The organism is Leeuwenhoekiella polynyae, from assembly GCF_004104075.1.
Lineage (GTDB): Bacteria > Bacteroidota > Bacteroidia > Flavobacteriales > Flavobacteriaceae > Leeuwenhoekiella > Leeuwenhoekiella polynyae.
Genome location: NZ_QOVK01000001.1, coordinates 102,396 through 117,913, shown reverse-complemented (window position 1 = coordinate 117,913; position 15,518 = coordinate 102,396). Strand labels below are relative to the sequence as shown.

Sequence of the window (15,518 nt, the reverse complement as noted above, 5' to 3'; positions counted from 1 at the left end):
GAATTATTACTGTTTTATTGAGATTGCTATTCCTGTGAAACTATGCTTTTTAAAAATGATAGCGCATAAAAGCTTCCATCGCAGCATATTCTGCCAAACCTAAAGCTCTATATTTTTGAGCAGTTTCTTTGTTTCGATCTTCGGCACGCACCCAGAATTCTCTCAAATCTTCTCCCTGAAACATCACCCCGTCTTTTTGAGACTGGTGGTAAAAAATAGCCTGGCGTTTCTTTAAAACCTGGTCCGGACTCATAGGCACGGCCATTTCGATCTCGTGCATCTCAAACTCGTGCCACGCGCCGCGGTACAGCCATACCCAGCAATCGTTCATATAAGGCTCATTTTTAAGTTGAGCCAGAGATTCAAAAATGATATTGAGGCATACTTTGTGGGTTCCGTGCGGATCGGCGAGATCCCCGGCAGCGTAAATCTGATGCGGTTTTACGGTCGAAATAAGTTCGTTTACAATCGCTACATCTTCCTGAGACATCGGGTTTTTCTTGATCCCTCCGGTTTCGTAAAACGGAAGGTCTAAAAAGTGTACCTGCTCATCAGGAACGCCTTCAAAACGGGTGGCACCCAAAGATTCGCAGCGTCTGATCAATCCTTTTAGCTGGCGTACTTCAAGCGGATCAACCTCGTTGCGTTGTTTGTTCTTGATCTGTTCGGCGATTTTACTGAAGCGCTCGCAGTCGTTATTACCCATTAATGCGGAAACTTCAGCGAACTTTAAGGCTTCGGTGTCGCTTACAGCTATGTTTCCTGAAGTTTGATAAGCAATGTGCACTTCGTGCCCTTGTTCCACAAGTCGATCAAAGGTACCTCCCATAGAGATCACATCATCATCGGGATGCGGACTGAAGATAATCACCCGCTTTTTAGCAGGTTCTGCACGCTCGGGTCTGTTGGTATCATCAGCACCGGGTTTACCTCCCGGCCATCCGGTGATGGTATGCTGCAATTTGTTGAACATCTCAATATTGAGATTGTAAGCTGAACCTTGCAAGGCAAGCAGGTCAGACATTCCGTGGTCATTATAATCTTTATCGGTAAGGCTTAAAATGGTCTTACCGGTCTTTTCGCACAACCAGAAAACAGCCTTTGCAGTCAATTCTTTGGTCCAGTCACAAGTACCTACCAGCCAGGGTGTTTTAACACGTGTAAGCTCAGATGCGGCTGCATCGTCAAGTACAAAGGTGGTATTCTCATGCTCCTGTAAATAAGTTGCAGGAACTATTGAAGATATCTCTCCTTCAATAGTCTCTTTTAAAATTTCGGCTTTGTTTTGACCCCATCCTAAAAGCACAATGCGGTTGGCGTTCAACACCGTATTGATCCCCATCGTGATTGCCTTTTTAGGCACATTAGAGAGCCCTCTAAATGATCCCGCTGCATCGGCGCGGGTCAGGTAATCCAGAGTAATCATACGGGTACCGGAATTGAAGTGTGAACCCGGTTCATTAAAACCGATGTGTCCGGTACGACCGATTCCCAACAACTGAAAATCCAATCCGCCGGCTGCTTTAATTTTGGCTTCGTAAGCGATACAAAACGGCTTGATTTCTTCCTGAGCTACAGTTCCATCAGGTATGTTTACCTGATCTGCCGGAATATCTACGTGGTTGAATAAATGCTCGTGCATAAAGTAATGGTAACTCTGCACGTCTGATTTTTCCATCGGCCAGTATTCATCCAGATTGAAGGTGATCACATTTTTAAAACTTAATCCTTCTTCCTTATGCATACGTACCAGTTCTGCATATACATTAATGGGGGAAGAACCCGTTGCCAGTCCCAGCACGCACTTTTCTCCTGCAGCCTCTTTACTGCGGATCAAATCGGCGATCTCCTGAGCTACAATAGCCGAAGCCTGTGTTGATTGTTCAAAACTGATGTTGTGTATCTTCTCAAAGCGGGTCTCTTCAAATTTACCTGCCGGCTCGTAACCAATGAGATTTGAACTTTTAATTTTTACTTGCATATTTATTTTTTATTAGCTGTAAGAGTTGCTCAATCTTTAATTTCCATTGTAAAAACGAATACCCATAAATTCCCAGCGTTGTTTTATTAATTGCATCGTTTCTTCAAATCGTTGAAAATCTTTGTTTTCCAGGGCGGTCCAACCCACTTCTGCATAAGCCGCCAGACGCGGAAACACCTGCTGTTGCATACTGGCAACCGTGGGAATCCACTCGCTCCACATTTGCGCTCCTGTGCCGAGAATCTTTGAATGGTATTCTTCATTTAAACCTTCCGGAATGGGATTAAAGGCATAAGATTTTGATAAGGGGGTACGCTCGTAGGTATAGTCTAAATAGGTATCCCAATGATTGGAATTTACCACATCATAACCTTCCGCTACTGCTTCGTTAATCAGTTTTAGATCACCTTTCCAGAAATGAACAATGGCAGAATTTGCAAGCTTCTGTTTAGCTTCGGCTTTAGTTTCACCATTATCTTCGTGAATGTCTGTTCCCATAATTTCATTCCATCCCATCATACGTTTACCCCTGCTGTCTATGTAATTCGAAATCTGGTTAGTAAAATAAACCTGTAAATCAATTGGTGTTTCCAAACCCTTTTTCTGCATAAAATTCTGAGCAATTTTTGAATCTTCCCAGGGTTTAAAATTCACTTCATCCCCACCTATGTGAATAACCTGACCCGGAAACAAATTGATTACTTCGTCCAACACATCGGTTAAGAAGCTTACTACTTCAGGATCTGCTATATTAAATGAATCGTCCAGTTTACCAAAGGTTACAGACACTTCCTGTGGCAAACCCATAGAACTCAACCAGGAATAGGCGGCAATTGCTGCAGTTGCGTGACCTGGCATCTCAATCTCGGGTACAACAGTAATGTGCTTACTTTCGGCGTATGCTAAAATCTCTTTAATTTCGCTTTGCGTATAAAATCCTTCGTGCGGTTTTCCTACGCGTTCTTCACTTTTTCTACTTAGTTGAGTGTCCTTTCGTTTAGATCCAATTTCGGTTAATCTGGGATATTTTTTAATCTCAATACGCCAGCCCTGATCGTCTGTTAAGTGCCAGTGAAAGGTGTTCATTTTAAGCATCGCCATTTGGTCAAGAATATTCTTAACCACTTCTTTTCCCTGAAAATGTCGGGATACATCCAACATAAAAGCACGCCAAGGAAAACGGGGTTTATCGGTAATTTCAACAAATGGAATTTCAATAGCCTTCTCCTGTTTATGAAACTCAAAATCTACCGGAAGTAATTGTCTAAAAGACTGTAGACCGTAAAAAACACCAGTAGCGGTAGAAGCTGTTATAAAAATCCCTTTTTTCTTAACAGAAAGCGTATAGCCTTCCTCTCCCAATTCATTTTTTAAGGCTTTATCTAAGGTTAGAACAATCCCTTTTTTCTTTTTAGATAGTTTAGGTGTTTTGGTGAATCCTTTTTCGAGCAAAGCGGAAAGAAATTGTACTTCATTCTCAAGATCTTCTGAAGCTTGAATATTTACCTTATCGCCTAATTCATAGCTGCCATTGCCATAACTGATTGATGACGGCTGGGGTATGATTTGTACCTGATCTTGAGCAATCAAGGCCTGCTTGTGGAACAGTAATAAGGAGAAAAGGAGAAGGATTAATAAATGTGATTTTTTATAGTTAAAAGCTGTGAGTAGTTTCATAATTAGGTTCATTAAAGGGAATAAACAACTTCCCCGAATTTAACGGTTTGTATAATTTTTGTTATGCCTGAATTTCTTTCAAACACGATAAGATCTGCTATGTTTCCTTCTTTCAACCCACAGCGTTTAGTGTTATCTAAAAGTTCATTGGGTCTTAAAGAAGCCATATCAAAAACGCTTACGGTGGTTTCTAATTTTGTACTGATTAAATGATCAACACAATCCAATAGTGAGCGGGCAGAACCGGCAAGCATTTTAGGACTGCCTTTCATAGAAAGCCGGCCATTTTCAGCTAATTCTACCGAACCACCTATATGACTTTGATAGGAACCCGGTGGTAAACCGGCGAATTTTGTCGCGTCACTTACCAGAATACTTTTGTTTTGTTTCACTTTCAAAAGCACGGAAAGCAAGGATTCCGGCAAATGAAAACCGTCTGCGATTAAGGTGGCCCATAAGTCTTCTGAAGCCAATTGCTCCCAGATATAATTGGAATGCCTAGGCAAAACCAAATGCGATGCATTACCCAGATGCGTTGAAAAGCGAGCCCCGGCTTTTACAGCCTCCTGAATTTGTTCTGGACTTGCTGCGGTATGTCCTATCGCTACCGTCACCCCTGCAGCGACACACTTTTTGATGAATGAAATTGCCCCGGGCAACTCTGGAGCCAATGTAATGATTCGTATTTTTCCCTGTGAGATTTCCTGCCATTTGCAAAAAAGCTCCCAATCCGGGTTTTGTATGTATTGTAAAGGATGTGCTCCCCGCGGACCATCTTCAGCAGATAAAAAAGGACCTTCCAGATGGATCCCAAGTAGGCTTTCGTTAATGATTTGACATTCGGTACAGCTTTGTAAAAGAATTTTAAGCGTATTGCTGATTGCTTCAGCGCTATTGGTAATTAGTGTGGGGAAATAACCGGTAACTCCTTCTTTAAATAATTCCTGAGTTATTTCTAAAACCTTGTCTTCATTCAGGCCTGATTCATTAAAGTCAACTCCTTTAAAACCGTTGATTTGTAAATCTACCAGACCGGGTGCTATGAAGCGATTCGGCTTAAAATCTGAAGCAGCGCTTATTTTTTCTATCAGACCAGATTTGATTTCCAGCGTAATAGGTTGTTCGGTCTTGTAATGTATTCCTGTTAAGATGCCAGACATCTTGTTTGGGTTTTAATGATTAGTATCAAGGTTGAGATGCAATGTGTTAATACGTTCCGGTACTTCCCGTTTGTTGAAAAAACCGAGAATACTATATAAAATAAATGATACCAACGTAGGACCACCAACTTCAAGCGCAAAAGAATCTACAGGAAAAAATTTGAGTGTAACGAAAAAACACAAACCACCAACTATAGAAATAATCGCAACCCGACCATCACTCTTTTTAAAAAATGGTAAAAGTCCTAGAATCATCGGGATTGCAATTGGCCCTAATAATGCCGCAAACCAAGAAATAATTAAGCCAAAAACACCACCGAAAACACCAGCATTCAATGCTGTAATTATGGTGAGTATGGTAAAACTGAGTGTAGTTATGCGGGCGAGTTGAAGTAGTTTTTTATTTGAAAAACTTTTGATCTTCGGAAAGAGATTGGGTAAAATATCCCTACTTATCACCGCCGAAACGGTATTGGAATCTGAAGCCGTCATCGAAAGTGTATTGGCAAACAGAGAAGCCAAAACAAGCCCTACCAGACCTTGTGGAAGAAAGTCTAAGACCATTTTACCATAGGATAAGGTAGGATCTGAAAGATTTTCAAAAAACAATGGCGCGGCAAACATGGGATATAATAAAATAAGGGGCCATATAAAATACAGGCACGAAGATAAAATCGCCGCCTTCTTTGCTGTTTTCCCGGATGAAGAAGATATAAATCGAGTGGCCAAATTCCAGGTTCCGCCGCTGTAACTAAAGAAATTTATGACCAGCATCACCAAAGCAAAAGATAAGGTATAGGGATCATTAAAGAAATCAGAATTCCCTTTAGGCAGGCGCTCCCACATGGTAAAAATGCCCTTAAAACCCTCATCTAATTTGATAACTATCATTACAAACATCGTCAAGCCTGCCAGCAATTGCACGACAAACTGACCAAAGTCATTCCATACATCTGCCCAGAGACCGCCAATGGTTATATAAATCAACGAAATGGTACCCACCAGAAGAATCCCGAAAGTTATGGAGGTCCCACTAAACACATTTAAAAGCACAGCAATAGCAGCCAATTTTCCACCGGTATCAAAGACTTTGATGATGGCACCTGTCCACGCAATAAGTTGCTGCGTAGTTAAATTATAGCGTAACAACAAATATTCGGTAGGAGATTGAATGCCTGCATAAATACGCAAACGTGACCACCTGGGTGCTATGTAGAACGCGGCAATCATTGTTGCTATACCTACCGTAAAAGCCCACCAAACATACAGGGTAAACCCATGGGTGTATGCGATGCCTGCATAGGCCACAAACACAGCACCACTGTACCCCGATACATGATGTGAAATACCAGACAGCCACCACGGCAATTTACCGCCGGCTGTATAAAAATCTTCAGAATTCTTAACCCGGAAATAGGCCCACAATCCTATTGCCAACAGCATTAAAAAATACAGCGATAATACAATCCAGTCTAGTAATTCCATGTAGAGTAAGGTCTGTCTGTTAGTAACTAAATTCCTATTTCAGTTTTGACAAGCGGTCGTATAAAACCTCAACTTGTTGTAAGCGTAATGCATTTTGATCCTTCAATTCTGCATCGTACAAAAAGTCTTTATTCAGGCTATAAAAACGTTCATTTAAATCATTAGCTTCCGCAAGCAATACATCAAGTTGATTTAACAGTTGCGGAGCCTGATCACTGGTGTATTCTTCAGAATTATAAGCCGCTTCTATTTGTTTAAAATTGAGGTAATGCATCCTTAAGTCTGCCATAAGCTTAAAATGGGCAAATTCGTCCTTATGATTCTTTACTTCAACTTTAAGAAGTTCATCCCTTATAGGATCAAAGTACTCAATCATCGCTGCTATACTTTCACTTTCTTTGGGCTTTCCGTTTACAATTAACTCCGGCTTGCTGTTCAAAAAAGTTACAAACCGCCGGGTATCTTCAGTAGACAAACCAAAGTGGGTTTTGGCGTAGTTTTCAATAAATCTATCGGTATCGAGCGTGTCTTTAGTCTTTAAAGCTTCGGCATAGCTGGCGATTAAAATTCTAAACCCGGAGAGCGGATAAGTATTTCTTAGCTGCACCATATCAACCACACTATAATCTACATCCCAGGTAAAACCGTATACGCCGCTGGTAGACCACGAAGTCATCACCATACCTTCGTACCCAGCATTACGCGAATACGGAATAAAATCTCTTTGGTTTTTAAAATGTGTTTTCCAGTCTGTCACATACCAGTTATCCGGGTGACTGCGAATGGCGGGAGACCCCCAAAAGGAAAAGCCTTTATCCTGAAGTGCCGGTATATCACCAAAATGATTGATTTTCCAGCCGTAGTTCCAATCTACAAAAATGGTTTCCTTGGGTAATTCTTCAGCGGCTTCGGGATGTTTTAGAATAATATCTGCCCACATTACCGGCTTTTTACCCAGATCAACAACTATCTGAGTGATCATAGACATATAATCTACAAACAACTTGGATTTCCCTACTTCTTCTACCCGCTTTTGACACAAGGGACAATGGCCTAAAAGTCGTGTTTCATCACCCCCTATATGAATGTAATCTGAGTCGTGCATCGCTGCCAGGTCTGAAAACAGTTCGGTAAACAACTCTTTACTTTCCTCGATCTTCATAGGGCACACCTGCGAAATATCCTGCCGGTCTTCTTTTAATTCACTATATCTAGGGTTTCTTAAAATGTATTCTAAGTGCCCTAAGCTCTGCTGTAGCGGAACAACTTCGATTCCTATGGACTTGCAATAGCCTATAAACTCTTTAATTTCTTCCCGGGTGTACGAGTATTCATTTGTAATAGTGGCATGCTTTTTAAACGGGTAGGTTGCCTCATACTCCATCACCAGTGTATTCATACCTAAATCTGCAAGCTCTTTTGCAAAAGCTTTAAGAGCAGCAGGCGTCATCACCTGAATTCGTAAATCAAGATGAAATCCTTTGACTTTAAAATCCGGCTGTTCGTTCTGAGCGAGTACACCACATGAGCTTGCCACTAAAAGGTAGAGTAAAAAAATGGTTTTATACAAAAAATGAAATCTCATAAATGCTATTCTTTAATCGTTTAAGATTTTACTTTTAATTGCTCTGGCCTCCTTAAAGGCTGCTTCATCAAAGAAAAACTCACAGTGCTCGTGCGTGGTAAGTATTGACGCAGGACAGGCAGTTGTAATTTTCCCTGCAAATGTATTTCTAACAGCGGCACTCTTTTTTGCTCCGAGTACTACGCAAAACAAAAACGTACCGCTTAACAGAGTAGGTATTGTAAGGGTTAATGCTCTTTCCGGAACGTCTTCCAGCTTCTCAAAGCAGCCATCGTGAACCTGCTGCATTCTACAGGGCTTATCTAAATGTACTGCTTTTATTACGTGTGAATCATCAAAATCTGCTACAGGAGGATCGTTGAAGGCGATATGGCCATTCTCCCCTATTCCCAGACACACAATATCTATAGGCGCTTCCTTAATGAGGTGGGCATAACGATTCAATTCTGCATCAATATCAGACCCGGGATTAATCGTATGCTTTTCTTTTAGATTTATATTAGAATAAAGGTTCTCCTCCAGATAATTGGCAAAAGATTGCGGTGCATGTTCAGGCAAGCCAATGTATTCATCCATATTAAAAGCTATGATAGCGTTCCATTTGATAATTTTTGACTTTGATAGATAATCAAGCATGGCATCCTGCGAGGGAGCTGCAGCAAAAACAATGCGTATGGTTTCTTTCTCTTCCTGTAACTTCACAATACAGGCTTCAATTTTTTTTCCTGCAGCGATGCCGGTTAGTTCTCCTGTTGAAAGGACATTTATATCTTCGCGAGATTCTAGCATTTAGTTTTTTTTTAGAGCAGCGAATAGGAATTCACTGAGTTGGAATAATTTATTTTTTTGACTTAATACATTTCAAAACGATCAATAATCATTTCACCTCCTGTACCGTTTGCAGGACTTGCGCCTCTAAAGAGCCACAGGTTGATTTTTACGCGTTCTGCTGTATGAGGTGGTATGCTTTCGCCGGTATAGGTCCAGGTATCGACGATCGCATCCGCTTCAGGAGTTAGGTTATGCCCCTGATAACTGGCGAACTCAATACGTTCAGGTTTCCAGTCAAAGAAATGCGTGGATTTAGTAAATTTTAAATCTAAATCGTACCGCTTTTTGTTTCCTGCTTTAGAAGAAGGTTGAACAGCAAACTGCGAATTCTGATTATCGGGATCAGACCAGCGTGAAAATTCAATATCTATTTCTTCATCATCTGTAATATGGGTAAAAAGTCCACCTACAATATTTTCATCCAGATTATCTACCCGGCTTCCTACGTAGAAAACATATTTTTTAAAACCATAGGATTGTTTCAGAATCACTCCGGAACAATACCAGTTACCATCACGTTCTACAACCTTAAGATGCAATCGGCCTTCAGCATCTACCCAAACGTTTTCTTCAGAATCTGAAAAATAGTTGGGTCCGGGGCCTTGTTTTCCTTCATCACTAGTACGTACTATCCATTCATAACCAGAGAAATTGATAATACGGGTTGAGTTTACTACAGGCAGTTCTTCATTCTCCTGAGAGCTTGCGCAAGAACTGAATAGGAGTACAAATAACATCAGTACATAACCTATTACGGTATGTTTAATACCAAAATTTAAATCCATCTTATGCTGTTTTACTATTGAATGGTTATATCTACACTGAAGCTGTCTAAGCTTGATCCTGCGCGGTCTCTTGCCGATAGCACCAGACTATCTTCAGTACCCGTACCATTACTGATGTAAACTAAATTTTTAGCATTTACATCCTGCTGGGTAAGACGATCGCCTGTTTTTAAGATATCTGCTCCCCTAATAAGCCAGCCGTTTTGAGGGCCCTGTTCTAAGGTGAATATAATATCTGCTGCTGAAGCACCCGTAACCTCGAGAACCTCACTGTTAAGTACAAAAGTCTCTCCGCTGGCAACTGTAAAACCCGTATTGGTCTCAAGGTTTAAAACGTTGTTACCCGAAGCAATGGTTGCAATGAGCATGGGTGCATTTAAGCTTGTATTTTCTTTTGTAGCAAACTCATCAGTTTCGTCACTTCCCGGCTGACCATCCAAAACAAATGAAACACTTTGGCGCTTAGGTAAACTGTTGAAAAAGTCAGTCACGTCAAAAGCGAATGTGCTGATTTTAGTTGTTGTTATACTGGTAACAGGGTCGCCTGTAGGTAGAGTCGCATTGTCAAAAGTTAAACTTGACTCATTCCATAGGGTATCATTTACCGCAAAAAGATTCATGCTAACCCCCTTTGCCGCAGTAAACTTCACTGCCATGTCTAGTCTAACATCTGTAATTACGCCTTCGGTATCAAACTCATTCAAATCAAACATCATATAAGCCTTACGGTCAAAATCTCCATTACCGGTAACGTTCTTAACCTTCATAAGGATATCCCTTCCGTAATTAACACCAGAACTTGAACCCCCGTTTATATAAGTATCGTGCTTAGGATAAATAGTATCTGTCTTAACTGATGGGTCCGGAACATTCAAGTCTGCAGCGGGAGCAGAATAAAATACTATGGAAGGAACTACGTGAATCGCGCCATTAGTAGGCACCAGATTTGAAGTTAAAATCGTCCATTGCATGCTGGTTCCCTGATTTACAATGCCTTGATAATTAGTATTGTGAGACAGAAACATAATCTGACCATTTTCGGTATCATACGCAATGGGGTTATTGCTGTCTGCAAGTTCCGGGTCTGTAAATAAAACTACCTCATTAACTATATGATAGTTAAGGGTATTTTTAAGTATAGGCAAGGGCACATCTTCTAAGGAAGTGTATGAGTTTGTTGCCAAATAGCTCTCAAAGGCACTGTTTGTTGGAGCTATAAACGTTTTAGCATCCATTGAGGAATAACTGGATTCCAGGCCTACACGTTCAATTGCTGCTTCGAGCAAAACAAGCGAATCGTTAGCCTGTATAAACTCCCAAGCATTTACACCCAGATTACCTGTTGAACCCGAGTATGGATATTCAAAATTCTCCTGAATTTCACAACTCGTAATCAGAACACTAAAAATCCCAATTAGCAAGAAATAACCAGTTTTTAAATTCTTCATCATCTTAATTTTATTAATTAAACATTGCCGAACAACGCTCATCTACTTATTGGTAAAATGAGTTTTGATCAAGATTAGGATTTCTATTTAAGGCGTCTTCGTGTATAGGCCAGACCAAATTTGCCGCATCACTCAACCCGTTTATAGGCTGCATCACTTCAATCGCCTTATCGGTTCTTAACAGGTCAAACCAGCGATGCCCTTCATAACTGAGTTCAATAGAGCGCTCGTGTAGTATTGCAGATTGCACATCCCCATAGGCGGCAATAGCATCAGCCTCATCCAAATCTGGAAGACCGGCTCTTGTTCTAATTCTGTTTAAAAGGTCAAGTGCCTCATCTGTTTGCCCCAATTCATTTAGAGCTTCAGCTTTTAATAATATAATATCGGCAAGGCGCACTAAAACAATATTGTTTGAAGAAGGATCCGGACTCTCATCATTAAAACCTTCACCAAAGTATTTCCAGATTTTACGGGGTTGAGCAGCAGTGGTGTCGTAAATCTTGGTTTGTCTTAAATCACCGTCTTCAAAGGAGTTTCTAAATTGTTCACTGGGAAAGTAATCACTATCTGATCCTAAAGCGTACAACACACGCAAAGCGTTTGTTTGAACGTCATTATACCCCACCTCAAAAATACTTTCATTTGAGAAACCGGTGGTAAAAATATTAGACCAGTCTGCCATACTCACCAGTGAGTACAGGGAGTTATCCAAAACCAAATCTGCAGTTAAGGCTGCGTTTTGATAATCTTTTCTCCACATATACACCTGGGTAAGCAATGCATTGGCTCCGCCCTGCGTTATTAAAACACGATCCCGTTCTCCCCCAAAATTGGTATTGCAATTTTCGGCTGCAAATTTAAGATCCTCTACAATTTGATCTAAAACAAGTTCTTTATCGGTACGTTCAACAAAGAGATCCTGTTCTGCACTTTCAAAAGGTTCTATTATCAAAGGCACATCTCCCCAAACGCGCACCGCATAAAAATAGGATAACGCTCTTAATGCGCGGGCTTCACCTACCAGTCGCAAACCCAATTCCCCCTGAGATACTTCAGGAACATATTTTATCGCATAATTTGCGCGACTGATGGTTTGGTACAAGGAATTCCATTGTGCAGAACTCATCGTTTGATTGAGCGTGTTTTGTGCTAATAACGAAGGATCACCTGAATGATTGGTTGCCACAGCATCTGCTCTTCCTTCTCCCCAATACGCAAAGTTGATGCGATAATTGGATTGTAAAGAAGCATATATGCCATACACGCCAGCCTGTGCATCACTTGTTGTTTTATAAAACCCCTGTGCAGAAAAACTGCTTTTGGGTTCTTTATCTAAAATATCCTGAGAGCACGATACAGTGCCTAAGAATACAACGGCCAGTATAAACTTTTCTATATTTTTCATCTCTTTATTTTTTTGTCTTAAAATCCAAAATTCAAACCTAAAATAACCGTACGACTTTGAGGATATGCCCCCTCATCAACCCCGGCACGCAAACCACTATAAGAATTGACATCCGGATCAAAACCGGTGTATTTGGTCCAGGTGATAAGATTTGTAGCAGTTACATAAGCATCTAGTTTAGAGAAACCGAAACGACCTATCAAAGCCTGTGGAAAACTGTAGTTCAGGTTTACGTTCTTCAATTTAATGTAAGAGCCGTCTTCTACCCAACGGCTTTGAATACGGCTATCACTTTGTAAGGGATCATCCTGTATTGGTCTCGGGAAATTGGTAACGTCACCCTGCTCTCTCCATCTGTCAAGTGCAAGAGTTGAAAGGTTATTGTAGCGAACCACTGAGTTACGTTGGTGATTGATTTCACTATAGATGTCATTACCATAAGAAAACTGGAAGAATACACTTAAACTTAAATTCTTATAGGAAATATTATTGGTAATACCTCCATAAAAATCAGGTGTTGCATCTCCTATAATTTGACGGTCATCGGTATCAATGATGTTATCGCCATTTACATCTTCCCAGATAGGATCTCCTCCTTTAAAGACAGCACCTTGTGAGCCGTTAGTCACCCCATTTACATTGTCTTCATCTCTGGAATAAACCCCGTTAAACTGGTAACCGTAAAACGTACCTATAGGCAAACCCTCTCTTAGAATATGGTAATTCCCATTCTGGATAAACCCATTGGTTAAAAGCTCATCAGGGAGGTCTGTAACCTTATTGCGGTTTGAACTGATATTGAAGTTGGTATCCCATTTAAAATCTCCTACCAGATTGCGCGTTGTAAGGGTAAACTCAATCCCCTTATTCTCTATGCTTCCAATGTTTTGAGTGATGAATGAAAAACCGGTTGTTCGGGGTATTGGCACATTGTACAGTAAATCTTCCGTGAGTTTCACGTAATAATCGGCAGTTAACATGACTCTGTTTTTCCAAAAGGAAAGATCTAAACCTGCATCGTACTGCGTGGTTGTTTCCCAAGTTAAGCCTGCATTAGGCATTACCGTTGGAGCAGCCCCTGAGTAATCCAGATAATTAACACCTACTGCAAACTCACCTTGCGAAGTATAATTCCCTATGGCTTCATTACCGGTTTGACCGGCACTAAATCGGAATTTACCATCGGTAATTACCGTATTATCCTTAAGAAAGGCTTCGTCAGAAAAACGCCATCCCAGTGAGGCTGAAGGGAAGTATCCAAATCGGTTATCTGCCCCAAAACGGGAAGAGCCATCGGCTCTCAGATTTACTTCAGCTAAATATTTGCCTTTGTAATCATAAGACAGTCGTCCAAAATACGAAAGCATGGAATGCTCTGTAATGATGTTTACTTCCTGACCGGAAATCGTTCCCGCCCCATTTAGCGTTCTTATGTTGTCGCTGGGGAAAAACATGCCATCCAGACCAGTTTGTTCGTATTTCCAGTTTTGAAAACTAAAACCGAGTAGTCCCGAAAAATTATGAACCTCATTAAACTCTTTATTATAGGTCAAATAGGTTTCATTACCCCAGGTCAGGTTAGTCAATGAGCGAACCGCCCCGGTATTATAACCCGGTCTGTAATCAAGTACTGATGGTATAAACTCATCTTCTTTCATAGAGACAAAATCAAGATTTACATTACTTCTCAATTTTAGCGCATCGGTAAACTCATATTCAGCATATTCATTACCTATGATTCGGTTTGTTTTATTAAGATGTGTTGCCAATTCAGCCAGACCTACCGGATTTCGCTTTCCAAACTGATATCCGTTTAAAGATCCATCAGGCAGGTACATAGCGTAGGAAGGTGGTCGTATCAATAATTCACGCACCACACTTAAGTTCCCCGATCCTCCGGCATTGATTCTGTTATTGATAGCATTGGTATACGATATACTCTGACCAAACTTTAATTTGTCGGACGCATTAAAATCGACATTTAATCGCGAGGTTACCCGCTTGTAATTGTTGTTTATAATAATCCCGTCCTGATTGAGAAACGATGAACTCCAAGAGTATTTTACATTTTCTGAGCCACCGCGTACCGAAAGGTCAATTTTATATTGGGGCGCAATGCGCAGAAGTTCTTCTTGCCAATCTACATCTCCATTATTTCTGGGACTCAACGAATCAATAACAGCAAAAGTAGGTTCAGTGGGATTCTCCATATTGCGATACGAATCGAGTATCACCGCCCTGTACTGACTTGCATTTAATACACTCAATTTCCGCGTGATTTCACTTACTCCGGTAAATATGTTTAAATTGATTTGCGCCTTACCTTCTTTACCTCTTTTTGTCGTTATCATAACAACACCATTTGCTGCACGTGAACCGTAAATAGCAGTAGAAGCGGCATCCTTCAATACCTCAATAGATTCTATATCTCCCGGATTAATATCTGCAAGGGGATTTAATCCAAAATTTTCAGTTCCGTTGAGCGACGATAAACTATTAGACTCTATAGGGACACCGTCTACCACATACAGAGGGTCGTTACCCGAGTTTAAGGAAGAATTACCCCTTACCCTGATGGTCATAGCACCTCCCGGAGCACCAGAGTTTGAAGTCACCTGTACTCCGGCAGCTCTACCCTGTAAGATGGAAACCGCGTCTTGCTGGTTGGTTTTTTCAATCTCCTCACTTCCCACAGAAGCGATGGAACCGGTCAAATTACGTTTCTTCTTTTTACCATAACCCACAATTACCAGCTCATCAAGTTCACTGGTAACCGGAGTGAGTGCTACATCAATTGAAGTATGTGCGTTTACCATAACCTCTTTGGACTCAAAACCCAAAAAGGTAAAACTCAAAACAGCATCTGCAGGTAGTAACGTAATGGTGTAGTTACCATCAAGATCTGTAGAAACACCCTTTGAAGTTCCTTTCAGTATGACGTTAACACCTATAAGAGGCTCTCCGGTGCCGGCATGGGTTACAGTTCCTGAAATCGTTGTTTCCTGAGCATAAGTCAGGACTGAAATAAAAAAGAAAAGCACTGTAGTAGAAACCAGCCGTGAAACGGAATTTTCGCTTCTTTTAAACCTCAGGAGATGGAGTTTGTTTTTTTCGTTCATAATTAAGATTCGTTGATCGATTAGACTGTTAAAAAGCAA

10 protein-coding genes are annotated in these 15,518 nt (G+C 40.8%); all 10 read right to left on the bottom strand.

The window, feature by feature from the left end; translation table 11 throughout:
* Positions 1-49: 49 nt before the first annotated feature.
* The 10 genes from nagB to DSM02_RS00405 all read right to left on the bottom strand — a co-directional run bounded on the left by nagB (position 50) and on the right by DSM02_RS00405 (position 15,479).
* Positions 50-1,981: a glucosamine-6-phosphate deaminase gene (gene nagB, locus DSM02_RS00450; protein WP_128763802.1), complete on the bottom strand. Its 1,932-nt coding sequence runs from the start codon at positions 1,979-1,981 to the stop codon at positions 50-52.
* Positions 1,982-2,017: 36 nt separating this feature from the next.
* Positions 2,018-3,658, bottom strand: coding sequence for a beta-N-acetylhexosaminidase (locus DSM02_RS00445; protein ID WP_205875034.1), 1,641 nt, complete (start codon positions 3,656-3,658; stop codon positions 2,018-2,020).
* Positions 3,659-3,669: 11 nt separating this feature from the next.
* On the bottom strand, positions 3,670-4,818 hold the full coding sequence (locus DSM02_RS00440; protein WP_128763800.1) for an N-acetylglucosamine-6-phosphate deacetylase: 1,149 nt from the start codon (positions 4,816-4,818) through the stop codon (positions 3,670-3,672).
* A gap of 12 nt (positions 4,819-4,830) precedes the next feature.
* On the bottom strand, positions 4,831-6,303 hold the full coding sequence (locus tag DSM02_RS00435) for a sodium:solute symporter family protein (protein WP_128763799.1): 1,473 nt from the start codon (positions 6,301-6,303) through the stop codon (positions 4,831-4,833).
* Between the two features lie 34 nt (positions 6,304-6,337).
* Entirely contained in the window at positions 6,338-7,888 is a 1,551-nt protein-coding gene (locus DSM02_RS00430; protein WP_128763798.1) for a family 20 glycosylhydrolase, read from the bottom strand.
* A 12-nt stretch (positions 7,889-7,900) separates the two neighbouring features.
* Positions 7,901-8,677 carry a 6-phosphogluconolactonase gene (locus tag DSM02_RS00425; RefSeq protein WP_128763797.1) on the bottom strand — a complete coding sequence of 259 codons (777 nt, stop codon included), beginning with the start codon at positions 8,675-8,677 and terminating at the stop codon, positions 7,901-7,903.
* Between the two features lie 62 nt (positions 8,678-8,739).
* Positions 8,740-9,504 (bottom strand): glycoside hydrolase family 16 protein, encoded by a 765-nt coding sequence (locus DSM02_RS00420; RefSeq protein ID WP_128763796.1) that lies wholly within the window; start codon positions 9,502-9,504, stop codon positions 8,740-8,742.
* A gap of 14 nt (positions 9,505-9,518) precedes the next feature.
* On the bottom strand, positions 9,519-10,955 hold the full coding sequence (locus DSM02_RS00415; RefSeq protein WP_205875033.1) for a CBM96 family carbohydrate-binding protein: 1,437 nt from the start codon (positions 10,953-10,955) through the stop codon (positions 9,519-9,521).
* 43 nt (positions 10,956-10,998) lie between these two features.
* On the bottom strand, positions 10,999-12,360 hold the full coding sequence (locus DSM02_RS00410; protein ID WP_128763795.1) for a RagB/SusD family nutrient uptake outer membrane protein: 1,362 nt from the start codon (positions 12,358-12,360) through the stop codon (positions 10,999-11,001).
* 17 nt (positions 12,361-12,377) lie between these two features.
* Positions 12,378-15,479 (bottom strand): SusC/RagA family TonB-linked outer membrane protein, encoded by a 3,102-nt coding sequence (locus DSM02_RS00405; RefSeq protein ID WP_128763794.1) that lies wholly within the window; start codon positions 15,477-15,479, stop codon positions 12,378-12,380.
* Positions 15,480-15,518 lie beyond the last annotated feature (39 nt).